Here is a 25,189-nt window from a genome sequence, read left to right as displayed (position 1 = left end):
CTCGGTCAGTCCTTCTTCCGGGTGCGCTTGCCCCGCCGTCCGGCCGGGACGGTACGGCCCACGATCACCGTACGACGGGACGCCCCGGACGGCGCGGGCACGTCCTCGCGGCGGCCGCCCAGGGCCCGGCGGACGCCGTAGCCGAAGGCCGCGACCTTGACGAGGGGGCCGCCGAAGGTGGAGGCGACGGTGGTGGACAGTGCGGAGGCGTTCGAGGTGACTTCCTGGACGTCGGAGGCGATCGCGTCGACCCGGTCGATCTGGGTCTGCGCGGAGCGCACCGCCGCGGAGGCGTCGGCCAGCAGCGGCACGGCCTGGTCGGTCACGTCCGCGACCAGCTTGGTGGTCGCCTTGAGCGTCTGGGCCAACCTCACCAGTGCGACGGCGAGGAACGAGACCAGGATCGCCCAGAAGACGGCCACCAGGATCCCGGCCACCTCTCCACCGGACACCTGACACCCGCTCTCGTGAACACCTGTTGATGACTGGAGTCGAGCCTATCGCGCCGGGGGTGGCGCTCCGTACCGCATTACCGCCCCCCGCGCGGTGGAGTTGCGCGAAGCGATTGTACGGACTGAATACGGTTCAGTACGCTCCGTGTTCCATGCGAGCTCCCCATGGCGGCGGCGCCACCTCGGACGGCAATCTGCCCCTCGAACCCGACCGGTTCGTGGGCCGCTCGGCCGAACTCACCGAGCTGGCGCGGGCGCTCGACGCCTCGCGTCTGGTCACGGTGACCGGGCCGGGCGGGGTCGGCAAGTCCCGGCTCGCGGCGCACGCGGCGGCCCGGTCCGCGCCCCCGGGCGGGGTGTGGCGGGTGGAGCTGGCACCGGTGCGCGACCCGGAACTCGTGGACTTCGCCGTCGTGGAGGCGCTGGGGCTCATGGATCACACCGCACGGTTGCCACGCGAGGCACTGCTCGCGCACCTGACGGATCGTCAACTTCTGTTGGTGCTGGACGGGTTCGAGCATCTGGTGGAGGTGTGTGCCTCGCTGGTGGCCGAGTTGCTGCGGCGGGTGCCGGGGTTGCGGGTGCTCGCGGTGGGGCGGCGGCCGCTGGAGCTGGCGGGTGAACGGGTCGTCGCGGTGGCGCCTTTGGGCGAGGACGAGGCGGTGGAGCTGTTCGCCGACCGGGCCGCGCAGCAAGGCGTCGCCATCGACGAAGACGATCCGGACGTACGGGAGTTGTGCCGGCGGCTCGACGGGATCCCGCTCGCCGTCGAGCTGGCGGCGGGGCGGCTGCGGGCGTTGTCACCCGGGGAGCTGCTCGCGCGGTTCGACGACCGGTTCCGGCTGCTGGCCGGCGGGCGCAGGGACGCGTTACCCCGGCACCAGACGCTGCGGACGGCGATCGGCTGGAGCCACGAGCTGTGCACACCCGAGGAACGGCTGCTGTGGGCACGGCTGTCGGTGTTCGCCGGGCGCTTCGACCTGGAGGCCGCCGAGTACGTGTGCGGCGGCGACGGACTGACCTCGGACGGCGTCCTCGACGTGCTGTCCGAACTCCTCGCGCAGTCCGTGGTCGTCGGCGAACAGACGCCGACGGGCGTGCGCTACCGGATGCTCGACACGATCCGGGCCTACGGCGCCGACTGGCTGGAGGCGACCGGGGACGCGGCCCGGCTGCGGCGCAGGCACCGCGACTGGTATCTGGGGCTGGCCACGTGGTGCGAGCTGGACTGGTTCTCGCCGCGCCAGGGCGAGGTCGCCGCGCGGGTCGAGGCGGAGCTGCCGAATCTGCGGGGCGCCCTGGAGTACTGCCTGACCGAGCCGGACGAGACGCATCTGGGCCAGTACCTGGCGGGCTCCCTGTGGTTCTACTGGGCGGGCTGCGGACGCCTCGCGGAGGGCCGGCACTGGCTGGAGCAGGCCGTACAACTGGACGCCGAGGACACGGCCAACGACCAGTCACGGCTGAAGGCCCTCTGGGTACTCGGCTACGTGGCGATCCTCCAGGGCGACACCGTGCCCGCGCTCGCCGCGCTCCAGGAGTGCCGCGAGGAGGCGGACGAGGCCGCGAACCCCACGGCGGTGGCGTACGCCGAACACCGCACCGGCTGCCTGGCGTTGGTCACCGACGACATGCCGCGCGCGGAGACCCTGCTGCGCTCGGCGCTCGACCGCTACCAGCAGATCGGCGAGCTGAACAGCAATGTGCTGATGGGCCAGGTCGAACTGGCGATGACCCGGGCGTTCCAGGGCGATCTCGCGGACGCGGTGAAGCTGTGCGAGGACGTCCGGCAGGTGTGCGAGGACCACGGCGAGCGCTGGACCCGCGCCTACGCGCTGTACGTCCTGGCCTACGTCGCCTGGAGCGAGGGCCGACTCCCGCTCGCCCGCGACCTGTTGGCGGACTGCCTGGGCAGCGCGCACGGCTTCCGCGATCTCCTGGGCTCGGTGCTCGCGGTCGAGTTGCTGGCCCTCGTCACGGTCGCGGAGGGCGATGCGGCCGAGGCCGCGCTGCTGCAGGGCGCGGCGGCCGGGATGTGGCCGTCGGTGGGACTGCCGCTGTTCGGCTCGGCGTACTACAACGCACCGCACGAGCTGTGCGAGGCGATGGCCCGCGAGCGCCTCGGCGACGAGCGGTACGAGGAGTGCGTACGGGAAGGGGCGCTGCTGGGCCGGGAGGCCGCCGTGGCCCGCGCGCTGGGGCAGGAGCGGACGCTCGACGCCGTACCGGTGCCGCGCGGCCCGGTGCGGCCCGCGACGGTGAGCGTGGACATGCGAAAGCCCGCCGCCTCGCCCACCCGGAAGGGCGGGGAGACGGCGGGCTGACACGCAGGTGGTGGTAGGTCCTGTCGTCACATTCCCGTCGTCCGCCCGGAGGGCGGGCCCGGCGGCGTCAGGTGCGTGCTCTCGGTGTGCCGGGCGTAGACCCTCGTACTGGATGTACTTGGGTCTGCGCCCGGTGCGGCGAGAGTGCGTGCATGGCGTCGGCGGGCAGACGGGAATGTGACGACAGGACCTGAGTCCGTGAGGTGATCAGCGGGCGTAGTACTCGACGACGAGCTGCTCGTCGCAGATCACCGGGATCTCCTTGCGGTTCGGCTCGCGGTCCAGGCGGAACGCCAGGGCGCCGAGGTTCACCTGGAGGTAGCGCGGGGTCTCGCCGTCGGGGGCGAAGCCACCGGCGCGGGAGACCTCGAACAGCGTCTTGCTGCGGCTGCGCTCGCGGACCATGACGACGTCGTCGGGCTTGACGCGGAAGGACGGCTTGTCGACCTTGCCACCGTTGACCTCGATGTGGCCGTGGACGACCATCTGGCGGGCCTGGTAGATCGTGCGGGCGATGCCCGAACGAAGGACCAGCGCGTCGAGACGACGCTCCAGCTCGATGATCAGGGCCTCACCGGTCTTGCCCTGGACCTTGGAGGCACGCTCGTAGGCGCGGACGAGCTGGCGCTCGGACACGTCGTACTGCGCGCGCAGACGCTGCTTCTCCAGCAGACGGACCTTGTAGTCCGAGTTCTGCTTGCGGCCACGACCGTGCTCACCCGGCGGGTAGGGACGGGCCTCGAAGTACTTGACGGCCTTCGGGGTCAGCGCGATGCCGAGGGCACGCGACTTCTTGACCTTGGGGCGGGACTGATTCGCCACTGCTTTTCCTTTTCGTTTCGGCTGCCTCAGGGTTAGGGGAGGTCGCATCCGCAGCCGGGGAATCCCGACGAGTCCACGAGGGACTTGTCAGGCAGCCGTTCCCTGGTCTGGGCACATGTGCAGCACACGAACGGCCCACCGACCGGTCCCGGAACCCCGGGTGGTGGTGGGCTGCCCGCGACACCTACGACGGTGCGCGACGCTCCTGGATCAAAAGATCCGGCTGGATGTCCCGCCTGAGGCGCCGACCGGAGTCGGACACGGGACGCAGCACTGCGCAGGATTCTACAGGGTGCTCAGGACCGCTTTCGACCGAGGCGTTTCCTGGTCCACTCGACCGCGTCCGCGTACCGGGCCTCGGCGCCGTGCCGGGTCGGTTCGTAGTACGTACGGTCCTTCAGCTCCTCCGGGGCGTACTGCTGCTCGGCGATGCCCTCCGGGAGGTCGTGCGGGTAGACGTACCCCTGCGCGTGACCGAGCTTGGCCGCGCCCTTGTAGTGCCCGTCCCGCAGATGCATCGGCACCGGGCCCGCGTGCCCCTTGCGCACGTCCTCCATGGCGGCGCCGATCGCCGTGGTCGCCGCGTTCGACTTGGGCGCGAGGGCGAGCGCGATGGTGGCGTGGCTGAGGGTGAGCGCGGCCTCCGGGAAGCCGATCATCGCTACGGCCTGGGCGGCGGCGACCGCGATCGGCAGCGCGTTGGGATCGGCCAGGCCGATGTCCTCGCTGGCGGAGATCATCAGGCGGCGGGCGATGAAGCGGGGGTCCTCGCCTGCCTCGATCATGCGGGCCAGGTAGTGCAGGGCCGCGTCGACATCCGAACCCCGGATGGACTTGATGAGGGCGCTGGCCACGTCGTAGTGCTGGTCGCCGTCGCGGTCGTACTTCACCGCCGCGCGGTCGACGGTCTCCTCCAGTGTCTGGAGGGTGATGTCCGGCTCGCCCTTGTCGAGGGCGGCCCCGGCGGCGGCCTCCAGGGCGGTCAGCGCACGGCGGGCGTCGCCGCCGGCGATGCGCAGCAGGTGGTTCTCGCTGTCCTCGGGGAGAGCGACCGCGTCCTTCAGGCCGCGCTCGTCGCTCAGCGCGCGGCGGAGCAGGGCGCGCAGGTCGTCGTCCGTGAGGGGTTCGAGGGTGAGGAGGAGGGAGCGGGACAGCAGCGGGGAGATCACCGAGAAGTACGGGTTCTCCGTGGTCGCCGCGATCAGGGTGATCCAGCGGTTCTCGACGGCCGGGAGCAGGGAGTCCTGCTGGGCCTTGCTGAAGCGGTGGATCTCGTCGAGGAAGAGGACGGTCTCCTTGCCGAAGCCTCCGGTGGCGCGGCGGGCGCTCTCGATGACCGCGCGGACCTCCTTGACCCCGGCGGTGATCGCGGAGAGCTCCACGAACCGCTTGTTGGTTGCCTTGGAGACGACGTAGGCGAGGGTCGTCTTGCCGGTGCCGGGCGGGCCCCAGAGGATCACCGAGGAGGCACCGGCCGGACCGCCCGCCCCCTCGCCGACCAGTCGGCGCAGGGGCGAGCCCGGCTTCAGCAGGTGCTGCTGGCCCACGACCTCGTCGAGGGTGCGCGGGCGCATCCGTACGGCCAGGGGACTGCTGGACGGGTCCTTCTCCTGGCGTTCTTCGGCTGCGGCGGTGAAAAGGTCGGGCTCCACGTCCAAAACCCTATGTCACGCCACTGACAATCCGGTCGGGGTGGGGCTCACGCCCAGAGCTGGGTGCCCCAGCGGGTCAGGATCAGCATGGCGATGATGCCGACGTGGGTGACCGGGAGGACCCAGGTGAACTCGCCCAGGAAGTTCTTGACCGGGCGCGGGGCCTTCAGGAAGTCGTTGCGGATGTTGAACGACGTGACGTACCAGAACATGGTGATCGTGGCGACCCAGGCCAGCGAGCACCACAGGCACAGCGCGTTGATCCGGTACAGCGACTGGAACTGGAGCCAGGTGCAGAAGGCCACTCCGAAGAGCGTGCCGAAATTGAAGGTCAGCCAGTACCAGCGCGGGAACTGGACCCGGGTCAGCAGGCTGATGCCGACGCAGATGACGATGCCGTAGGCGACCAGGCCGAGCATCGGGTTCGGGAAGCCGAAGGCCGCGGCCTGCTTGCTCTCCATGACGCTGCCGCAGGAGACGATCGGGTTGATGCTGCAGCTCGGGGTGAACGTCTTCCCGGCGAGCTTGCCCTCAAGGATCTTGAACTTGTCGATCGTGATGACCCAGGCGGCGAGCAGTCCGGCCGCTCCGGTGATCACCAGCAGCACGGCGAAGGCCCGGCTGCTGCCCACCGTGCGCGGCTCTGCGGCCGTGTGCTCCGGCTCGGAGTCGGTGGAGACGTCCTTCACTGTCGTCTTGCTCATCACGCCGATCCGTCACTTGAGAGTTGGACCTTCTTCGGGCACGGCCATTGTGCCGCACGCGCACCTCTGTCCACCGTTCGATGGACATAAGGAAGTACGCACGGTCGTCCCTGAGCGCTCGATTCCGGACGATGCTCGTCGCATGACAACACAGGCGAACGAACTCGCAGTGGATGTGCGGGGGCTGCGCAAGCAGTACGGGGACGTGACCGCCGTAGACGGAATCGACCTGGAGATCCGCACGGGAGAGGTGTTCGGCCTGCTCGGACCCAATGGGGCGGGCAAGAGCACCACGGTCGAGATCCTCCAGGGCAACCGCGGCCGGGACGCGGGCGAGGTCTCGGTGCTCGGCTCGGACCCGGCGACGGGCACACGCGCGTGGCGCTCGCGGGTCGGAATCGTCTGGCAGGACGAATCGGCACCCGCCGAGTTGACGGTCGGCGAGACCGTACGGCATTTCGCACGCTACTACCCCCGCCCGCGCGACCCCGAGGAGGTCATCGGCCTGGTCGGTCTGGAGGCCAAGGTGGACAGCCGCATCAAGGCGCTGTCGGGCGGCCAGCGCAGGCGCCTCGACGTGGCCCTCGGGGTGATAGGCGGCCCCGATCTCCTGCTCCTGGACGAGCCGACGACCGGTTTCGACCCGGCGGCCCGGCGCCAGTTCTGGGACCTGATCCGCAAGCTCGCCGACGAGGGCACCACCATCCTCCTCACGACCCACTACCTGGAGGAGGCGGAGAACCTCGCCGACCGCCTCGCCATCGTCGCCAAGGGCCGCGTGGTCGCCGAGGGCGAACCGGCCACCCTGCGCGAGCGCCACGGCACCGGAGCCACCGTCGAGTGGACGGAACCGGACGGCACCCCGCGCGCGGAGCACACGGACACTCCTACCAAGGTCGTAGCCGAGCTCATGCACCGCTTCGACGGCGAGATCCCCGGGCTGCTGGTCAGCCGCCCCACCCTGGAGGACGTGTACCTCCGCCTGACCGGACAGGAGGACCCGCGATGACCACGACCACGACGGTTGCGCAGGCCCGGACGAAGACCTCCGGAGAGCGACTCCCCGGCGCCTGGGGACTCGGGCTCCAGCGAGGTGTGCTGGAACTCAAACAGTTCTTCCGGCAACGCGACCAGGTGGTGTTCACCTTCGCCTTCCCGGTCGTCTTCCTGTTCCTCTTCGCGTCGATCTTCAAGGACGACGTCCGGGGCGCGGGCATCAACGCCTCGCAGCTGTACGTCCCGGCCATGATGGCCGCCGGCATCATGTCGACGAGTTTCCAGTCCCTCGGCATCTCGATCGCGATCGAACGCGACGAGAAGGTGCTGCGCCGGCTGCGCGGCACTCCGATGCCGCCGGCCGCGTACTTCCTCGGCAAGATCTGGCTGGTTCTCGTCACGGGCCTGGTGGAGACGGCGATCCTGCTCCTGGTAGGCACCACGCTCTACGACGTGGACCTGCCCTCGTCCGCGGTGAAGTGGCTGGACTTCGGGTGGATCTTCGTACTCGGCCTGACGGCGTGCGCGCTGCTCGGCATCGCGGTCAGCTCGGTCCCGAAGTCCGGCAAGAGCGCGACCTCCGTGGTCGTACTCCCCTTCCTGGTCCTCCAGTTCATCTCCGGGGTGTACATCTCCATCGACACCATCCCGGACTGGATGCTCAACATCGGCGCCCTGTTCCCGCTGAAGTGGATGTGCCAGGGGCTGCGCGGGGTGTTCCTGCCCTCGTCGGCCCAGGTGCTGGAGCAGGCCGGCAGCTGGGAGTTCGGGAAGGTCGCGCTGGTGCTCGGGGCGTGGTGCGTCGGAGGATTGCTGCTGTGCCTGCTGACCTTCCGGTGGAAGAACCGGCGCGACGGATGACCGCTCCGCACGGGGCGACGGGCTCGTACACCTGGGACCGCTCGTTCCGGCTCTGGGACACGTACTTCGCCCTGATCTGGCTGGCCACCCTGGTGTTCGTGCTCGGCACGAGCCATCCGGGGTGGCCGGTACGCGTCACGGCGGCCGCGCTGCTCGTCCCGCTGATCCCGCTCTACGTCTGGATGGGCCGCCCGGTCCTTCAGGGCGACCCACCGGACGAACGCCGGGCCGTCGGCTACCTCATCGCGGAGATGGCGCTGTTCCTGCCCTCCGCGGTCCTGGTCGGCGAGACCCGGCTGCTGGCCTTCGCCCTCGTCCCGCCCTGCTTCATGGTGCTGCGCCTGCGCTGGGCGCTGATCGCGGTGACCGTCATCAACATCGTGCCCGTGATCGGCTGGACGCTGCTGTGGTGGCCGAGCGCGCAGGACGTGTTCTTCAACGCGGTCTTCGCGGTGGTCACCCTGGTCTTCTCGATGGCCCTCGGCACCTGGATCATCCGCGTCATCGAACAGAGCCAGGAGCGCGCCGAGTTGATAGCCGAACTGGACGCCAGCCGCCACGAGGTCTCCCGGCTGTCGTCGGCGCACGGCGCGTTGGCCGAACGGGAGCGGATGGCCCGCGAGATCCACGACACCCTCGCCCAGGGCTTCACCAGCCTGCTGATGCTGACCCAGGCGGTGGAGGCGGAGCTGGACGACGATCTGCCGCAGGCCCGCCGCCACTTGGCCCTGATGGACGAGACGGCCCGCCAGAACCTCGCCGAGGCCCGCGCCCTGGTCACCGGCGGCACACCGGCCGACCTGGAGGGCGCGTCCCTCCCGGACGCCCTGCGCCGGCTCGCCGCCCGCCACGACGCGACGCTCCAAGTCACGGGCCCGGTACGTGCGTTGCCCGCCGGGCCGGAGGTCGTGGCCCTGCGTTCGTGTCAGGAGGCGCTCGCCAACGTCCGTAAGCATGCGGGAAGTTCGGCGAAGGTGAGCCTCGCGCTGGTCTACACCGACGAGCAACTCACCGTGTCGGTACGGGACGACGGGTGCGGCTTCGATCCGGGGGCGATGTCGGGCGGCTACGGTCTGGCGGGGCTGCGGACCCGGGCGGCCGAGGTGGGCGGGACGGCGGTGGTGCGGAGCGCGGCGGGCGAGGGGACGACGGTGACGGTACGGCTGCCGGTGTCGCCCGCATCGCCTGTATCGCCTGTATCGCCTCTGAGGAGTTCTCGATGATCCGGATCATCCTGGCCGACGACCATCCCGTCGTACGGGAAGGTCTCCGCGCGATGCTCAGCGCCGAACCGGATCTCGACGTCATCGCCGACGCGTCCAGTGGGCCACAGGCGGAGGCGCTGGCCGCTGAGTTGAGGCCGGACATCGTGCTGATGGACCTGCGGATGCCGGGCGGCGGGGGCGTCGACTCCATCGTGCGGATGAGCGCGGCCGGGTTGCCGTGCCGGGTGATCGTCCTCACGACGTACGAGACGGACCGGGACATCCTGCGGGCCGTGGAGGCGGGCGCGGCCGGCTACCTGCTGAAGGATCTACCTCGGGGCGAACTGGCGGACGCGGTACGGGCCGCTGCGCGGGGCGAGACGGTGTTGGCGCCCTCGGTGGCTGCGCGGCTGGTGGACCAGTTGCGGACGAAGCCGGAACGGCCTCGGTTGTCCGAGCGGGAGACCGCGGTGTTGCGGCTGGTGGCGGAGGGGTGCACGAACGCGGAGATCGGGCGGCGGTTGTACATCGGGGAGTCGACGGTGAAGACCCATCTGCTGCGGGTCTTCGGCAAGTTGGGGGTCGACGACCGGACGGCGGCGGTGACGAGTGCGATGCGGTACGGGTTGCTGGACTGAGGATTCTCGCCCCCGCCGCCCCCAGACCCCCGCTTCGGCCTGAACGGCCTCGTCCTCAAACGCCGGACGAGCTGGGTATTCAGCCCCTCCGGCGTTTGAGGAGCGGGGTCTGGGGCGGAGCCCCAGAAGGATGGGACGGGTAGGGGCGGCGGGGGCGAAAATCCAGGCCTCAGCCCAGCTTCGACTCCAGTTCCGCCACGATCTCGTTCACGCCGACCGCCGTCTGATCGCCGGACTCCATGTCCTTGAGCTGGACGACACCCTCGGCAAGGTCACGCTCGCCGGCGATGACCGTGTAGCGGGCCCCGCTGCGGTTGGCGTTCTTCATCGCGCCCTTGAGGCCCTTGGAGCCGTAGGAGAAGTCCGCCGCGATGCCGAGCTTGCGCAGTTCGGTCACCTTGGTGAAGAGGACCCGGCGGGCCTCCTCGCTCAACGGAACCGCGAACACGCTGGTGGACGCGGGGAGTTCGAGCTCGACGCCCTCCGCCTCCAGGGCGAGGACCGTACGGTCGACGCCCAACGCCCAGCCCACGGAGGGCAGCGCGGGCCCGCCGATCATCTCGGACAGGCCGTCGTAACGGCCGCCGCCGCCCACCGCGGACTGGGAACCCAGACCGTCGTGGACGAACTCGAAGGTCGTACGGGTGTAGTAGTCCAGGCCGCGGACGAGCTTCGGGTCGTCCTCGAAGACGACGCCCGCAGCCGTGATGAGCTCGCGGACCTCCTCGTGGTACGCCTTGCACGCGTCGCAGAGGTAGTCGCGGAGCAGCGGGGCGTCCGTCAACTGCTTCTGGATGTCCGGGCGTTTGTCGTCGAGGACCCGGAGCGGGTTGATGTCCGCGCGGCGCAGCGTCTCCTCGTCGAGGTCCAGGCCCCGGAGGAAGTTCTGCAGTGCCTCCCGGTAGACCGGACGGCACTCCTTGTCGCCCAGGCTGTTGAGGATGATGCGGAAGTTCCGCAGCCCCAGGGAGCGGTACGCCTGGTCCGCCAGGATGATCAACTCGGCGTCCAGCGCCGGGTCCTCGGCACCGATCGCCTCGGCACCGACCTGGGAGAAGTGGCGGTAACGGCCCTTCTGGGGGCGCTCGTAGCGGTAGTAGGAGCCCGAGTACCAGAGCTTCACCGGCAGGTTGCCGAGCTTGTGCAGGTTGGCCTCAAGTGCCGCGCGCAGTACGGAAGCCGTGCCTTCGGGACGCAGGGCGAGCTTGGAGCCGCCCTTGGTCTCGAAGGCGTACATCTCCTTGGTCACGATGTCGGTGGACTCACCGACACCGCGCGCGAAGAGCTCGACGTTCTCGAAGCCGGGCGTCTCGATGTAGCCGTAGCCGGAGTTGCGCAGCGGGGCGGCGATGGCCTCGCGCACGGCGAGGTACTTGGCCGACTCCGGCGGAATCAGGTCGTACGTGCCCTTGGGGGCCTGAAAGGTGCTCACGAAAATCTCTCGTCACATTCCTCGTCGGGGAGCGTCCGAGCTCCCGAGGCCGGAGGCCACTTCCCGCAGATACGGGTTGGTGGCACGCTCCTGGCCGATGGTCGTCTGGGGGCCGTGGCCGGACAGCACCACGGTCGAGTCGTCGAGCGGCAGGCACACACGGGCCAGCGAGTCGAGGATCTCGGCGTGGGAGCCGCCGGGCAGGTCGGTGCGTCCGATGGAGCCGGCGAAGAGCAGATCCCCGGAGAAGAACACGGAGGGGATCTCCGTGTTCTCGGGCATCTGGAACGTCACCGACCCCTTCGTATGCCCCGGCGCGTGCGCGACCGAGAACTCCAGTCCCGCGAGCGCGAGCCGTGCGCCGTCGGCCAGCTCCTTGACGTCGTCCGGCTCCCCCACGGTCAGCTCGCCCATCAGCGGCATCCCGATCGAGCGGCCGAGCGCCTTCTCGGGGTCGCTCATCATGTAGCGGTCCTCGGGGTGGATCCAGGCCGGCACGTCGTGCGCGCCGCACACCGGGACGACCGAGGCCACATGGTCGATGTGGCCATGGGTGAGGACGACCGCGACGGGCTTGAGCCGATGCTTCCTGAGCGCTTCCTCGACTCCCTGGGCGGCCTGATGGCCCGGGTCGATGATCACGCACTCCTCACCGGCGGCGGGGGCGACGAGATAACAGTTCGTCCCCCAGGCCCCGGCGGGGAACCCGGCAATGAGCACGATCGTCCTTCGTTGTGTCGATACGGGAGGGGATAAGGATCCCTGCGTCAGTGGTCAGAGCCTACCGGCGCTGCCGAATCCTCAGCGAACCCATATACGGTACGGGGCACACGCAGGCGGTCGGCTCACAAGACGCACGCGTCCCAGTCGACGTACGAGACGCATGAGGAGAGAATCCGGTGGTCACCCAGGAACAGCGGAAGCGGCAGCTCGCGCGGGAGAAGTTCTTGCGGCAGCAGCAGCGGCGTACGTCCGCTCGACGCAAGGCACGCATGCGCAACTCGGTGATCGCGTCGGTGCTCGGCGTGATCGTGATCGGCAGTGTCGCGCTCTACACGACCGGCGTCCTGAAGAACGACGACGACAAGTCCAACGCGAGCGCGGACGTGACGCCCACGCCCAGCGCCTCGGCGACGAAGAAGGCGCCGGACCCGTGCGCCAAGCCGGCGGCCGGCAAGATCAAGACGGAGACCTGGAAGAAGGAGCCGGCGGTCACGATCGACAAGTCGGCGAAGTACACGATGAAGCTGGCGACGACCTGCGGTGACATCGACATCGCGCTGAAGACGTCGGCCGCGCCGCACACCGTGAACTCGTTCAGCTTCCTTGCGAGCAAGGGCTTCTTCGACCACACGAAGTGCCACCGGCTCACCACCAGCGGCATCTACGTGCTGCAGTGCGGCGACCCGACGGGCGCGGGCAGCGGCGGTCCCGGCTACACGATCCCGGACGAGAACCTGAAGGACACCAGCCTCAAGGGCGGGACCTACCCGGCGGGCACGGTGGCGATGGCGAACACCGGTCAGAAGCACACCGGCGGCAGCCAGTTCTTCCTCGTCTACAAGGACAGCCAGCTCCCGGCCAGCTACACCCCGTTCGGTACCATCTCGGCCTCCGGGATGAAGGTCCTGAACAAGATCGCGGCCGCTGGTGAGAGCACGGGCGCGGGCGACGGAGCACCGAACGCGACGGTCGTGATCAACAAGGCGACCGTCACGAAATCCTGACCGTCAACAGCGAAATTTCGGTCGCGCGGGATGCGGACAGGCAACCCGCCGGTCGCCTATGTTGGCCGTGACGAAACTGTGGACGATGCCCGGGGGCACAGAGGCCCTGTGCAGGCATCATGTGGAGGAGGCGCTGTGAGCAGCGACCCGTGGGGCCGCGTCGACGAGACGGGGACCGTGTACGTGCGTACGGCCGACGGCGAGCAGGTCGTCGGTTCCTGGCAGGCCGGCTCCCCCGAGGAGGCGCTGGCCTACTTCGAGCGCAAGTACGAAGGCCTGGTTGTCGAGATCGGCCTCCTCGAGAAGCGCGTGAAGACCACCGACCTGTCGGCGAAGGACGCGCAGGCCGCCGTCGACCATCTCCGTGAGCAGGTCGACGCCCACCACGCGGTGGGCGACCTGGCGGCGCTGGGGGTCCGGCTGGACAAGCTCGTGGAGACCGTCGAGGCGCGCCGCGAGGAGCGCAAGCAGCAGCGCGCCAAGCAGTCCGACGAGGCCCGGCACTCCAAGGAGGCGCTGGTCGTCGAGGCGGAGGAGCTGGCGCAGTCCGACCAGTGGCGGGCGGCCGGTGAGCGGCTGCGCGCGCTGGTGGACACCTGGAAGGGTCTGCCGCGCCTGGACCGCAAGTCGGACGACGAGCTGTGGCACCGCTTCTCGCACGCCCGGTCGGCCTTCTCCAAGCGCCGCAAGGCGCACTTCGCGTCGCTGGACGCGCAGCGCGAGGAGGCCCGCAAGACCAAGGAGAAGCTGGTCGCCGAGGCCGAGGGTCTGTCGGCCTCGCAGGACTGGGGTCCCACGGCCGCGCGCTACCGCGAGCTGATGGCCGACTGGAAGGCGGCGGGCCGCGCCCAGCGCGAGCACGAGGACGATCTGTGGAACCGCTTCCGCGGTGCCCAGGACGTCTTCTTCGCCGCCCGCAGCTCGGTCTTCGCCGAGCGGGACGCCGAGCAGACGGAGAACCTGAAGCTCAAGGAGGAGCTGGCCGAGGAGGCCGAGAAGCTCCTGCCGGTCACCGACCTGAAGGCGGCCCGCGCGGCCTTCCGCTCGATCAACGAGCGCTGGGAGGCCATCGGTCATGTGCCGCGTGACTCCCGCCCGAAGGTCGAGGGCCGGATGCACACGATCGAGCGGGCCCTGCAGGAGTCCGAGGAGACCGAGTGGCGCCGGACGAACCCGGAGGCACGCGCGCGTGCCGAGGGTCTGACCGGCCAGCTCCAGGCCGCCGTGGACAAACTCACGGGCCAGATCGAGCAGGCCCGCGCCCAGGGCAACACCTCCCGCGCCGACAAGCTGCAACGCGAGCTGGAGGGCCGCCAGGCCCTGCTGGAGCAGGCCCTGAAGGGCCTCCAGGAGTTCGGCGGCTGACAGCCGTAGGCATGGAGAAGGGGCTCCCGTACATCGCGTACGGGAGCCCCTTCTGCGTGCGTTCTACGACTTGTTGCGCGCCGACGTCACGCGGTAGACGTCGTAGACGCCCTCGACGCCCCTGACCGCCTTCAGGACGTGTCCCAGGTGCTTGGGGTCGCCCATCTCGAAGGTGAAGCGGGAGGTGGCCACGCGGTCGCGGGAGGTCTGGACGGCCGCGGACAGGATGTTGACGTGCTGGTCGGACAGGACGCGCGTGACGTCCGAGAGGAGCCGCGAGCGGTCCAGTGCCTCCACCTGGATGGCGACCAGGAAGACCGAGGACTGGGTGGGCGCCCACTCCACTTCCAGGATGCGCTCGGGTTCACGGGACAGTGACTCCACGTTGACGCAGTCGCTGCGGTGAACCGATACACCGCTACCGCGCGTGACGAAACCGATGATGGGGTCGCCGGGAACAGGCGTACAACAGCGGGCCAGTTTGACCCACACGTCGTCGACGCCCTTGACGACGACACCGGGGTCGGCGTTCGTCCGGCGCTTGCGGCCCCGGCCGTGCGCCGGCGGCACGCTCTCGTCGATCTCCTCGGTGGCCGCCTCCTCGCCGCCGAGCGCCTGCACCAGCTTCTGTACGACGTTCTGCGCGGCGACATGGCCCTCGCCGATCGCCGCGTACAGCGAGGAGATGTCCGGGTAACGCATCTCGTGCGCGAGCGTGACGAGGGAGTCGCCGGTGAGGATGCGCTGGATCGGCAGGTTCTGTTTGCGCATCGCGCGGGCGATGGCGTCCTTGCCCTGCTCGATCGCCTCGTCGCGGCGCTCCTTGGAGAACCAGGCTCTGATCTTGTTGCGGGCGCGCGGCGACTTCACGAAGCCGAGCCAGTCGCGGGAGGGACCCGCGCCGGGCGCCTTGGAGGTGAAGACCTCCACCAAGTCGCCGTTGTCCAGGGTGGATTCGAGCGGTACGAGGCGCCCGTTGACCCGTGCTCCTATGGTCCGGTGGCCGACCTCGGTGTGCACCGCGTACGAGAAGTCCACCGGGGTGGCGCCCGCCGGCAGCGCTATCACGTCGCCCTTGGGCGTGAAGACGAAGACCTCGTTGCGGGACAGGTCGAAGCGCAGGGACTCCAGGAACTCGCCCGGGTCCTCGGTCTCCTTCTGCCAGTCGAGCAACTGGCGCAGCCACGCCATGTCGTTGAGGTGGTCGTCCTTGCCGGTGGTCCTGGGCGTCTCCGCGCGCACCTTGGAGGTGCCGGCGACGGCCTCCTGCTTGTACTTCCAGTGCGCGGCGATGCCGTACTCGGCGCGGCGGTGCATGTCGAACGTGCGGATCTGGAGCTCGACGGGCTTGCCGTTGGGGCCGATCACCGTCGTATGCAGCGACTGGTACATGTTGAACTTGGGCATCGCGATGTAGTCCTTGAACCGGCCGGGGACCGGGTTCCATCGCGCGTGCACCGTGCCGAGGGCCGCGTAGCAGTCGCGGACGGTGTCCACGAGGACGCGGATGCCCACCAGGTCGTAGATCTCCGCGAAGTCGCGGCCGCGGACGATCATCTTCTGGTAGACGCTGTAGTAGTGCTTCGGGCGGCCGGTGACGGTCGCCTTGATGCGGGCGGCGCGCAGGTCGGTCTGGACCTCGTCGGTCACTATGGCCAGGTACTCGTCACGCTTCGGTGCCCGCTCGGCCACCAGCCGGACGATCTCGTCGTACATCTTGGGGTAGAGGATCGCGAAGGCGAGGTCCTCCAGTTCCCACTTGATGGTGTTCATGCCCAGGCGGTGGGCGAGCGGCGCGTAGATCTCCAGCGTCTCGCGCGCCTTCTTCTCCTGCTTCTCGCGCTTGAGGTAGCGCATGGTGCGCATGTTGTGCAGGCGGTCGGCGAGCTTGATGACCAGGACGCGCGGGTCCTTGGCCATGGCGACGACCATCTTGCGCACGGTCTCGGCCTGCGCGGCCTCGCCGAACTTGACCTTGTCGAGCTTGGTGACGCCGTCGACGAGGAGGGCCACGGAGTCGCCGAAGTCGCGGCGGAGCTGGTCGAGGCCGTACTCGGTGTCCTCGACGGTGTCGTGCAGCAGGCCGGCCATCAACGTGGCCGGGTCCATGCCGAGTTCGGCGAGGATCGTGGTGACGGCGAGCGGGTGCGTGATGTACGGGTCGCCGCTCTTGCGCTTCTGGCCGCGGTGCCAGCGCTCGGCGACCTGGTAGGCACTCTCGATCTGGCGGAGGGTGGCCGTCTCGATCTTCGGGTCGTTGCTGCGCACTATCCGCAGCAGGGGCTCCAGGACCGGGTTGTACGGGTTGGAGCGCTGACCTCCGAGACGGGCCAGGCGGGCACGGACGCGGTTGGAGGAGCCGCCGGAGCGTGCGGGCTGATCGGCGGTGGGACGGGGCGCGGGGGTGGCCGTCGGGCGCTCGGACTGGGCCGGCTTGGGCCGCGCGGGCTCGGCCGCCTTGTCGGCAGGTGCCGTCTGGGCGTGCTCCGCCGTCCCGCTCGGTTCGCTCTGCGCGTTCGTCGCACTGGGCGCGGGCTCCGCCGCGGGGCCCGGGGTGGGCTCGGGCTTGGCGGCGGTCAGGGGCTGGGCCTCGTCTGCCAAGAGGACTCCTCGTGCGCGATCCGGGTCCCCCGGTCAGGCTCCGGAGTGCCCATGGTAGCGATCCCGGGCTCCGGGCTCGCCTTCAGGCCGATGTGAGGGCCGTGCACCGGTGAAACACGTAGGGCTGCCGCCGGCATTCCGGAGGTGACGTGAGGGCGCCTTGGAGGTGTCCGGCGAGGGTGTTTCGGGGCGGGCGGCGGGGGCCGGAGGCGCCTGGCCGACCGCAGCGCCATCGTCGCTCGTCGCGCCCCTGGGACACGGGAACGGCCGCCCCGGTTACCGGAGCGGCCGTTCCCAAATCACAGCAGGACGTGCTGTCGGCTTCAGACCACCAGCAGCGCTTCCAGCGGGGCGCCGTCCAGGGCCGGTTCCAGGCGGGCGCGGCCCGCGAGGAAGCCCAGTTCCATCAGGACCGCGAGGCCGGCGACCTGCGCGCCCGCCCTGCGGATCAGCTGGAGGGAGGCCTCGGCGGTGCCGCCGGTGGCCAGGACGTCGTCGACGACCAGGACGCGGTCCTGTGCGCTCAGGTCTTCGGCGTGCACCTCGATCTCGGCGGAGCCGTACTCCAGGTCGTACGTCTGGCTGAGGGTCGCTCCGGGGAGCTTGCCCGCCTTGCGTACGGGGATGAAGCCGACGCCCGCGCGGACGGCCACCGGGGCACCGAGGATGAAGCCGCGGGCCTCCAGGCCCACGACCTTAGTCGCACCGGTGCGCACGACGATCTCGGCGAGCGCGTCCGTGAGCGCCGTGAACGCCGCCGGGTCCGCCAGGAGCGGGGTGATGTCCTTGAACATCACGCCCGGCTCCGGGTAGTCCGCGACATCGCGGATACGGCTGAGCAGCAGCTCCTGGATGTCCGTCATCGGCGCTTCCCCGAGGGACGGCCCCGGCCGCGGTTGCGGGACGCCGGCTGGGTGCGCGGGCCCACGACGGCCGCCGCGTCCTCGGGCTCGTCGTCGTAGTCGTCGTCCGAGCGGTTGGTGACCTGGGACTCCGCCGGCTCGCCCTGCGCGGCGGCCTGGGCCCGCTTGGCGAGGACGCGCTTCTTGAGCGCCTTGATCTGCGGCTCGGCCTCCTTGAGGTCGGCGACGAGCGGCGTGGCGATGAAGATCGAGGAGTACGCACCGGCCGCGAGGCCGACGAACAGCGACAGCGAGATGTCGTTGAGCACACCCGCGCCGAGGAAGCCGCCGCCGATGAACAGCAGGGCCGCGACCGGCAGCAGCGCGACGACCGTGGTGTTGATGGACCGCACCAGGGTGCCGTTGATCGACCGGTTGGCGATGTCGCTGTAGGTCCAGCGGGTCTGCTTGGTGATGTCCTTGGTCTGCTCCTTGAGACTGTCGAAGACGACGACCGTGTCGTAGAGCGAGTAACCGAGGATGGTCAGCAGACCGATCACCGTGCCGGGCGTGACCTCGAAGCCGACGAGGGCGTAGATGCCGATGGTGATCGTGATGTCGTGGATCAGGGCGACGAGCGCGGCCAAGGCCATGCGCCACTCGAAGGCGATCGCCAGATAGATCACGACCAGCACCATGAAGATCGCCAGGCCCTCCCAGGCCTTGTTGGCGACCTGGTCACCCCAGCTGGGGCCGACCAGGTCCGCGGCGATGCTCTCGGAGTCGACGTTCAGGTCCTTCGACAGCTGCTTCTTGATGCTGTCGGACTTGTCCGTGTCGATGCCGGCGATCTGGATGCGCAGGCTGCCGTCGCCGAGCTTCTGGACGACCGCGTCGTGGCCGGAGGCGTCCTCGGCGTACTTCTCCGCCTGGCTCACCGAGGCGCTCATGCCCTTGGGCGTGGTGAAGGCGGCGCCGCCCTGGAACTCGATGCCCATGTTCAGGCCGCGCACCGTCAGGCCGAGGATGGCCGTGATGGTGATCAGGATCGAGATGCCGTACCAGATCTTGCGATTGCCGACGAAGTCGTACCCGACCTCGCCACGGTGCAGTCGGGCGCCGAGGTTGCCGAGTTTCGACATCTCACGCCTCCTTCGGGTCGACGGGGGCGGAGGGACGGCGGGTGCGGCGCAGCGGCGGCTTGGCGCCCAGCGCCTTCGGGTCGATGCCGGACCACTTGTGGCCGTCCGCGAAGAACTTCCGGCGGGCGAGGATGGTCATCAGCGGCTTGGTGAAGAGGAAGACCACGACGACGTCGAGCACGGTGGTCAGACCGAGGGTGAACGCGAAGCCCTGGACCTTGCCGACGGTGACGATGAACAGCACCGCGGCGGCGAGGAACGACACGAAGTCGGAGACCAGGATGGTGCGCCGGGCACGGGGCCAGGCCCGCTCGACGGAGGGGCGCAGCGAGCGGCCCTCCCGGATCTCGTCCCGGATGCGTTCGAAGAACACGATGAACGAGTCCGCGGTGATACCGATCGCGACGATCGCACCGCAGACCGCCGGCAGGTTCAGCGCGAAGCCGATGCCCGGGCCGAGCAGCGCCATGATCACGTAGGTGAGGATCGCGGAGACCAGCAGCGAGGGGATCGCGATGACCGACAGGCCGCGGTAGAAGATCAGCAGGTAGAGGACGACCAGCGCGAGGCCGATCGCGCCCGCGATCAGACCGGCGTGCAGCTGCTCACCGCCGAGGGCCGCGGTCACCGTGGTGACGCTGTCCGTCTTGAAGGTCAGCGGCAGGGCGCCGTACGACAGCATGTTGGCGAGGCTCTGGGCCTCTTCCTGGGTGAAGCTGCCGGAGATCTCCGCGCTGCCGCCGGTGATCGACGAGCTGACGGACGGGCTGGAGACGACCTGGCCGTCGAGGACGATGCCGAACTCGTTCTGCGGGGCGGTGTTCTTCGCCAGCTCACCGGTGACCTTGGCGAACTTGTCGCCGCCCTTGCCGGTGAAGTCCATGGTGACCTGCCAGCCGGCGGCGGTCGTCGTGTTCAGGACGGCCGCGGCCTTCTTGACGTCGGTGCCGTCGACCGCGGCGGGGCCGAGCACGTACTTGTACCAGACACCCGAGACCTGGCCGCAGGCCACGGTCGCGTCCTCGGCCTTGGCGTTCTTGCCGATGGTCTGGGCCGACTTCTTGGAGCAGTCGAGCGCGGTGTACTGGGCCTCCAGCTTGGCGGCCGCCTCGGTGGCGGCGGCGCTGCTGCTCGCCGACGGGGAGGCGCTGGCCGAGGCGCTGGGGCTCGCGGACGAGGTGGCGTCGGCCTTCAGCGCGTCGCTGGCGGCACGGCCCTGAGAGGTGGCGGTGGCCGTCGGGGTCGCGGAACTCGTCTTGGACGAGGAAGCGGTCGCCTTGGAGCTGGGCGAGCTCGACGGGCTGCCGGAGGCGCTGCTGGACGCGCTCGGCGACGGGCTCGTCGTCGCGGCGCCCGTGGACGCCTCCGTGGCCAGGACCGGGCGGAAGTACAGCTTGGCCGTCGTACCGACCTGCTGCCGTGCCTCCTCCGAGTTCGTGCCCTTGGGGATGTTGACGATGATGTTCCTGGAGCCCTGGGTCTGGACCTCGGCCTCCGAGACACCAAGACCATTGACACGGCGGTTCATGATGTCGACCGCGGTGTCCATGTTGGTCTTGTTGATCGACGATTCCTCGCCGGGCTGGGCCACCGCCCGCAGCGTGATGCTCGTGCCGCCGGCCAGGTCGATGCCAAGACGCGGAGTGCTGTGCCCGGATGCGAACATGCCACCGGTGAGCGCCACGATGGCGATCAGGATGAGGGCCAGCGAGCGCCACGGCTTGCTCTGGGCGCTCGCGCTGCGGCCCCTCTTAGGTGCTGCCACCTTCTCGTACTCCCTCTCGGGCCGCTCCACGCCGGGTCAGCGCGGCTGCGGCCATGACATGGTGTCGGGATCCCGTGCGAGCGACGCACGTACCCGGGGTGCGCGGGGCGCGAGCGGGTCGCGCCGCGCTCCCGGGACGTTACTACTTCGCGTCGGTGTCGCCGTCGGACTTCTTCGGCTCTTCTTCCGTCTTCGCCTCGGCGGGCTTCGCCGGCTCCTCGGTGGCGTCGGCCGGCTCGTCGGCCGCGTCCTTCTTGCCGAGGTCGATGGGCTTGTCGTCGGAAGAGTCGGCGGCGGGCTCGTCGGTGTCGGTGAGGGAGGAGGCGTCGTCCGGGACGGTGTCGGCGTCGTCCTTCAGGTCGTGCTCGATGCCGTGGACGATGCGGTTGTACTCGTCGTCGGTGAGGACTGCGCCGATCGCGTTCTTCGCGAAGAGAAGTTCGATGCCCGGGCCGGCGTCGAGGAGAACCGTCTCCTCGTTGACTTCCTTGACCGTCGCGTACACGCCCCCGATCGTGCGGACGCCGGTGCCGGGCTGCATGTCATTACGCATCGACGCGGCCGCCTGCTGCTTGCGCTTGGCAGAGCGGGTCATCAGGAACATGGCCCCGATGAGCACGATGAACGGGAGGAGGGTCACGATATTCACGGGACGGAATTTCCTTCGCACGACCGCGGCGGGAGCGGCCTGGTGGATGGGGGTGGTCGGCGCCGCCCACAAAGGCGGCATCGGCGGAGTCTAAGCGAGTCCACGCTGATGGAACAACGCTCAGCATGGCACCGGGGTTCCTGACCCGGCCAGTGCCCCCGCCGTCACGCCCCGAACAGGTCCCCTTGTCCGTTTCCCCCGGTTGACGAGCGGGGCGGGGTGAGGCCCAGATGCGCCCACGCGGCCGGCGTGGCGACGCGTCCGCGCGGGGTGCGGGCCAGCAGTCCCTCGCGTACGAGGAAGGGTTCGGCGACCTCTTCTACGGTCTCGCGCTCCTCCCCCACGGCGACGGCGAGCGTGGACAGGCCGACCGGTCCGCCGCCGAACAGCTTGAGCAGGGCTTCGAGGACACCGCGGTCGAGCCGGTCGAGGCCTCGGCCGTCGACCTCGTAGACCTTGAGGGCGGCTCCGGCGATGTCCTGGGTGATGAATCCGTCGGCCTTGACCTGGGCGTAGTCCCGTACGCGGCGCAGCAGGCGGTTGGCGATGCGGGGGGTGCCGCGGGAGCGGCCGGCGATCTCGGCGGCGCCGTCGGGGTCGATCTCCACGTCGAGCAGGTTCGCCGAGCGGTGGATGACACGCTCCAGTTCGGTGGGTTCGTAGAACTCCATGTGCGCGGTGAAGCCGAAGCGGTCGCGCAGCGGGGGTGGCAGCAGTCCCGCGCGCGTGGTGGCGCCGACCAGGGTGAACGGCGGCAGTTCGAGCGGGATCGCGGTGGCGCCGGGGCCCTTGCCGACGATGACGTCGACGCGGAAGTCCTCCATCGCCATGTAGAGCATCTCTTCGGCGGGCCGGGACATGCGGTGGATCTCGTCGAGGAAGAGGACCTCGCCCTCCTGGAGGGAGGAGAGGATCGCGGCGAGGTCGCCGGCGTGCTGGATGGCGGGGCCGCTGGTGATGCGGATCGGGGCTTCCATCTCGGCCGCGATGATCATCGAGAGGGTGGTCTTGCCGAGGCCGGGGGCGCCGGAGAGCAGCACGTGGTCGGCGGTGGCGCCACGCGCGCGTGCGGCGCGCAGCACCAGGTCGAGCTGCTCGCGGACCTTCTCCTGGCCGATGAACTCGCCCAGGTCCTTGGGGCGCAGGGCGGCCTCGACGGCCTGGTCCTCGCGGTCGGCGACCGAGCCCACCAGCCGCTCGGCGGCGGTCTCGTCGGTCGTGTCGTCCCAGTTCACTGACGGTTCTCCTAGCGGGCGCGGTTCAGGGTCTGCAGGGCCGCCTTGAGCAACTGCCCCACCTGCGGCGCACCCTCGGCGGCCTCGGCCTGCGGTGCTACGGCGGCCACGGCCTCGTCGGCCTCGCGGGTGGCGTACCCGAGGCCGATGAGCGCGGCGTGCAGCTGATCGCGCCAGCCGCTGGTGACCGGGGCGCCGATCGCCGGGGCGGATCCCACCGGGGCGCCGAGCCGGTCCTTGAACTCCAGCAGCAGCTTCTGGGCGCCCTTCTTGCCGATGCCCGGGACCGCCATCAGCGCCTTCTCGTCCCCGGCGGCAACCGCCCGGCGCAGCGCGTCCGGGGTGTGCACGGCGAGCATCGCCTGCGCGAGCCGGGGGCCGACGCCGGTCGCGGTCTGGAGCAGCTCGAAGATCTGGCGCTCGTCGTCGTCCACGAAGCCGTACAGGGTGAGCGAGTCCTCGCGGACGACGAGGGAGGTGGCGAGCTTGGCGGGCTTGCCGAGGCGGAGCGTGGACAGCGTGTTCGGCGTGCACTGGATGGCCATGCCGACACCACCGACCTCGACCACCGCGGCGTCGGGAGCGAGTGCGGCGACCGTGCCACTGACGAAGGCGATCATGCGGTACGGCCTTTCGATGCGTGCGGGGTCTTCGATGCTTGAGGGGCTTGCGGGGCTTTGCGCGTGCCGGCCGCGTGTTGGGCGACCGCCTGTTGCAACCGGTTCTGGGCGACGGCCTGCTGAAGGCGGTTGGTCGCGGGGCCCCGCCAGATGTGGCAGATGGCGAGGGCGAGGGCGTCGGCGGCGTCGGCGGGCTTGGGGGGTGCGTCGAGCCGGAGCAGCCGGGTCACCATGGCGCCGACCTGGGCCTTGTCGGCGCGGCCGTTGCCGGTGACGGCGGCCTTGACCTCGCTGGGGGTGTGCAGGGCGACGGGGATGCCGCGGCGGGCCGCACACAGCATGGCGACGGCGCTGGCCTGGGCGGTGCCCATCACCGTGCGCACGTTGTGCTGGCTGAACACCCGCTCCACTGCGACGAATTCGGGCCGGTGTTCGTCGAGCCACGCTTCGATGCCCTGCTCGATGGCGACGAGGCGCAGGCCCAACTCGGCGTCCGACGGGGTCCGTACGACACCGACGCCGACCATGGTGAGCGGCCGGCCCGCGACGCCTTCGACCACTCCGACACCGCATCGGGTGAGTCCGGGGTCGACACCCAGTACCCGCACTCCCAACCCCCCTCGTTCGATCGCCTGTTTGTGCAGGCTATCGGGTGTCACTGACAAAGCGACGGGCCGACGGGGTGTGTCCCGTCGGCCCGTTGAACCGCTTGTTCGACTTCAGCTCGCGGCAGCGCTACGCGTCGACCTTCTCCATGACCTCGTCGCTGACGTCGAAGTTGGCGAAGACGTTCTGCACGTCGTCGCTGTCCTCCAGGGCGTCGATCAGCTTGAAGATCTTGCGGGCGCCGTCCTCGTCGAGCTCGACCTGCATGGTCGGGACGAAGTTGGCGTCGGCGGAGTCGTAGTCGATGCCGGCGTCCTGGAGCGCGGTGCGGACCGCGACCAGGTCGGTGGCCTCGGAGACGACCTCGAAGGACTCACCGAGGTCGTTGACCTCCTCGGCGCCCGCGTCGAGCACGGCACCGAGGACGTCGTCCTCGCCCAGCTCGCCCTTGGGGACGATCACGACACCCTTGCGGTGGAAGAGGTACGAGACGGAGCCGGGGTCGGCCATGTTCCCGCCGTTGCGGGTCATGGCGACACGCACGTCCGAGGCGGCGCGGTTGCGGTTGTCGGTGAGGCACTCGATGAGCACCGCGACACCGTTCGGGCCGTAACCCTCGTACATGATCGTCTCGTAGTCGGCGCCACCGGCTTCGAGACCGGCGCCGCGCTTGACCGCGGAGTCGATGTTCTTGTTCGGGACCGAGCTCTTCTTGGCCTTCTGGATGGCGTCGAACAGCGTCGGGTTGCCGGACACATCGGCACCACCGGTGCGGGCCGCGACCTCGATGTTCTTGATCATCTTCGCGAAGAGCTTGCCGCGCTTGGCATCGATCACGGCCTTCTTGTGCTTCGTCGTAGCCCATTTAGAGTGGCCGGACATCTGCCTGTCTCCTTCGCGTAACCCAACTCTTTACGAACCCCAGAGATCCTACTAGGACCCCGGAGCCAGGTTCGCGCGCACCATGTCGACGAACAGGGAGTGCACGCGGTGGTCGCCGGTCAGTTCCGGGTGGAACGACGTGGCGAGCGCGTTGCCCTGGCGGACCGCGACGATGTGGCCCTCGTGTTCGGCGAGGACCTCGGTCTCGGCACCGACGGACTCGACCCAGGGGGCGCGGATGAAGACGCCCTCCACAGGATCGCCCTCGATGCCCCGGACGTCGACAGCTGCTTCGAAGGATTCGTTCTGCCGTCCGAAGGCGTTGCGGCGCACGATCATGTCGATGCCGCCGATCGTCTCCTGGCCCGAGCGCGGGTCGAGGATCTTGTCGGCGAGCATGATCAGGCCGGCGCAGGTGCCGTAGACGGGCATACCGGCACGCACGCGTGCGCGCAGGGGGTCCATCAGTCCGAAGAGGACGGCCAGCTTGGAGATGGTGGTCGACTCACCCCCGGGGATGACGAGACCGTCCACCTCGGCGAGTTCCTCGGGGCGCCTGACCTGCCTGGCCACGGCGTCGGCCGCGGCCAGGGCGATCAGGTGCTCCCGTACGTCGCCCTGGAGGGCCAGGACACCGATGACAGGGGCTGGAGACATATCCGCCATGGG

General features: G+C 69.7%; 23 protein-coding genes. 7 read left to right on the top strand and 16 right to left on the bottom strand.

All coding sequences use genetic code 11. The annotated features are described in order from the left end of the window. Nucleotides 1-5: 5 nt before the first annotated feature. Nucleotides 6-452 (bottom strand): DUF948 domain-containing protein, encoded by a 447-nt coding sequence (locus tag OG714_RS41480; RefSeq protein ID WP_063739143.1) that lies wholly within the window; start codon nucleotides 450-452, stop codon nucleotides 6-8. Between the two features lie 152 nt (nucleotides 453-604). Here OG714_RS41480 and OG714_RS41475 point away from each other — a divergent pair, with 152 nt between their 5' ends. Then, nucleotides 605-2,776: an ATP-binding protein gene (locus tag OG714_RS41475; RefSeq protein ID WP_406128877.1), complete on the top strand. Its 2,172-nt coding sequence runs from the start codon at nucleotides 605-607 to the stop codon at nucleotides 2,774-2,776. A gap of 207 nt (nucleotides 2,777-2,983) precedes the next feature. On the opposite strand, the gene rpsD is transcribed toward OG714_RS41475, so the two are convergent. The 3 genes from rpsD to OG714_RS41460 form a co-directional block, all read right to left on the bottom strand. Beyond that, nucleotides 2,984-3,598, bottom strand: a complete 615-nt coding sequence (gene rpsD / locus OG714_RS41470; protein WP_043683972.1) for a 30S ribosomal protein S4 — start codon at nucleotides 3,596-3,598, stop codon at nucleotides 2,984-2,986. Nucleotides 3,599-3,894: 296 nt separating this feature from the next. Then, nucleotides 3,895-5,250, bottom strand: a complete 1,356-nt coding sequence (locus tag OG714_RS41465) for a replication-associated recombination protein A (protein WP_406128876.1) — start codon at nucleotides 5,248-5,250, stop codon at nucleotides 3,895-3,897. Between the two features lie 47 nt (nucleotides 5,251-5,297). After that, nucleotides 5,298-5,954, bottom strand: a complete 657-nt coding sequence (locus OG714_RS41460; RefSeq protein ID WP_366495498.1) for a vitamin K epoxide reductase family protein — start codon at nucleotides 5,952-5,954, stop codon at nucleotides 5,298-5,300. Nucleotides 5,955-6,096: 142 nt separating this feature from the next. Between OG714_RS41460 and OG714_RS41455 the strand changes: the two genes are divergently transcribed. The 4 genes from OG714_RS41455 to OG714_RS41440 are packed head-to-tail and all read left to right on the top strand — an operon-like array spanning nucleotide 6,097 to nucleotide 9,654. Then, entirely contained in the window at nucleotides 6,097-6,963 is an 867-nt protein-coding gene (locus OG714_RS41455) for an ABC transporter ATP-binding protein (RefSeq protein ID WP_406128874.1), read from the top strand. Continuing rightward, entirely contained in the window at nucleotides 6,960-7,811 is an 852-nt protein-coding gene (locus OG714_RS41450) for an ABC transporter permease (RefSeq protein ID WP_406128873.1), read from the top strand. The genes OG714_RS41455 and OG714_RS41450 overlap by 4 nt, the downstream gene beginning before the upstream one ends. Beyond that, a complete protein-coding gene (locus tag OG714_RS41445; RefSeq protein ID WP_406128872.1) occupies nucleotides 7,808-9,034 on the top strand; it encodes a sensor histidine kinase in 1,227 nt (408 codons plus the stop codon). Before OG714_RS41450 ends, OG714_RS41445 begins: the two co-directional genes overlap by 4 nt. Then, complete coding sequence (locus OG714_RS41440) at nucleotides 9,031-9,654, top strand: response regulator (RefSeq protein ID WP_406128870.1); 624 nt, start codon at nucleotides 9,031-9,033, stop codon at nucleotides 9,652-9,654. Before OG714_RS41445 ends, OG714_RS41440 begins: the two co-directional genes overlap by 4 nt. A 169-nt stretch (nucleotides 9,655-9,823) precedes the next feature. On the opposite strand, the gene hisS is transcribed toward OG714_RS41440, so the two are convergent. Then, nucleotides 9,824-11,086: a histidine--tRNA ligase gene (hisS, locus tag OG714_RS41435; protein WP_406128868.1), complete on the bottom strand. Its 1,263-nt coding sequence runs from the start codon at nucleotides 11,084-11,086 to the stop codon at nucleotides 9,824-9,826. Between the two features lie 12 nt (nucleotides 11,087-11,098). After that, nucleotides 11,099-11,806 (bottom strand): MBL fold metallo-hydrolase, encoded by a 708-nt coding sequence (locus OG714_RS41430; protein WP_406128866.1) that lies wholly within the window; start codon nucleotides 11,804-11,806, stop codon nucleotides 11,099-11,101. A gap of 179 nt (nucleotides 11,807-11,985) precedes the next feature. On the opposite strand from OG714_RS41430, the gene OG714_RS41425 reads away from it, so the two are divergent. After that, nucleotides 11,986-12,813 carry a peptidylprolyl isomerase gene (locus OG714_RS41425; RefSeq protein WP_406128865.1) on the top strand — a complete coding sequence of 276 codons (828 nt, stop codon included), beginning with the start codon at nucleotides 11,986-11,988 and terminating at the stop codon, nucleotides 12,811-12,813. A gap of 135 nt (nucleotides 12,814-12,948) precedes the next feature. After that, nucleotides 12,949-14,178: a DUF349 domain-containing protein gene (locus OG714_RS41420; RefSeq protein WP_406128863.1), complete on the top strand. Its 1,230-nt coding sequence runs from the start codon at nucleotides 12,949-12,951 to the stop codon at nucleotides 14,176-14,178. A 63-nt stretch (nucleotides 14,179-14,241) separates the two neighbouring features. Here the strand turns inward: OG714_RS41420 and OG714_RS41415 are convergent, their stop codons facing one another. The 10 genes from OG714_RS41415 to pdxT form a co-directional block, all read right to left on the bottom strand. Continuing rightward, a complete protein-coding gene (locus tag OG714_RS41415; RefSeq protein WP_406128861.1) occupies nucleotides 14,242-16,779 on the bottom strand; it encodes a RelA/SpoT family protein in 2,538 nt (845 codons plus the stop codon). Between the two features lie 323 nt (nucleotides 16,780-17,102). Continuing rightward, on the bottom strand, nucleotides 17,103-17,642 hold the full coding sequence (locus OG714_RS41410; RefSeq protein WP_406128859.1) for an adenine phosphoribosyltransferase: 540 nt from the start codon (nucleotides 17,640-17,642) through the stop codon (nucleotides 17,103-17,105). Continuing rightward, nucleotides 17,639-18,763 (bottom strand): protein translocase subunit SecF, encoded by a 1,125-nt coding sequence (gene secF / locus OG714_RS41405; protein WP_406128857.1) that lies wholly within the window; start codon nucleotides 18,761-18,763, stop codon nucleotides 17,639-17,641. The genes OG714_RS41410 and secF overlap by 4 nt, the downstream gene beginning before the upstream one ends. Before the next feature lies 1 nt (nucleotide 18,764). Then, entirely contained in the window at nucleotides 18,765-20,528 is a 1,764-nt protein-coding gene (gene secD / locus OG714_RS41400) for a protein translocase subunit SecD (RefSeq protein WP_406128855.1), read from the bottom strand. Nucleotides 20,529-20,670: 142 nt separating this feature from the next. Next, nucleotides 20,671-21,177 (bottom strand): preprotein translocase subunit YajC, encoded by a 507-nt coding sequence (yajC, locus tag OG714_RS41395; protein ID WP_406128853.1) that lies wholly within the window; start codon nucleotides 21,175-21,177, stop codon nucleotides 20,671-20,673. A 164-nt stretch (nucleotides 21,178-21,341) separates the two neighbouring features. Continuing rightward, nucleotides 21,342-22,412, bottom strand: a complete 1,071-nt coding sequence (gene ruvB, locus OG714_RS41390) for a Holliday junction branch migration DNA helicase RuvB (RefSeq protein WP_406128851.1) — start codon at nucleotides 22,410-22,412, stop codon at nucleotides 21,342-21,344. Between the two features lie 11 nt (nucleotides 22,413-22,423). Next, a complete protein-coding gene (gene ruvA / locus OG714_RS41385) occupies nucleotides 22,424-23,032 on the bottom strand; it encodes a Holliday junction branch migration protein RuvA (protein ID WP_019059777.1) in 609 nt (202 codons plus the stop codon). Beyond that, nucleotides 23,029-23,640 (bottom strand): crossover junction endodeoxyribonuclease RuvC, encoded by a 612-nt coding sequence (gene ruvC, locus OG714_RS41380; protein WP_406128849.1) that lies wholly within the window; start codon nucleotides 23,638-23,640, stop codon nucleotides 23,029-23,031. Before ruvC ends, ruvA begins: the two co-directional genes overlap by 4 nt. Nucleotides 23,641-23,767: 127 nt before the next feature. Further along, the gene (locus OG714_RS41375) at nucleotides 23,768-24,520 is read right to left on the bottom strand and encodes a YebC/PmpR family DNA-binding transcriptional regulator (protein ID WP_317774760.1); all 753 of its coding nucleotides are present in this window, start codon (nucleotides 24,518-24,520) and stop codon (nucleotides 23,768-23,770) included. Between the two features lie 51 nt (nucleotides 24,521-24,571). Continuing rightward, the gene (gene pdxT, locus OG714_RS41370) at nucleotides 24,572-25,177 is read right to left on the bottom strand and encodes a pyridoxal 5'-phosphate synthase glutaminase subunit PdxT (RefSeq protein ID WP_406128847.1); all 606 of its coding nucleotides are present in this window, start codon (nucleotides 25,175-25,177) and stop codon (nucleotides 24,572-24,574) included. Nucleotides 25,178-25,189 lie beyond the last annotated feature (12 nt).

The sequence above is a fragment of the Streptomyces sp. NBC_00989 genome (assembly GCF_045162655.1).
Taxonomy (GTDB): domain Bacteria; phylum Actinomycetota; class Actinomycetes; order Streptomycetales; family Streptomycetaceae; genus Streptomyces.
This window is presented reverse-complemented; position numbering and strand designations above follow the sequence as displayed.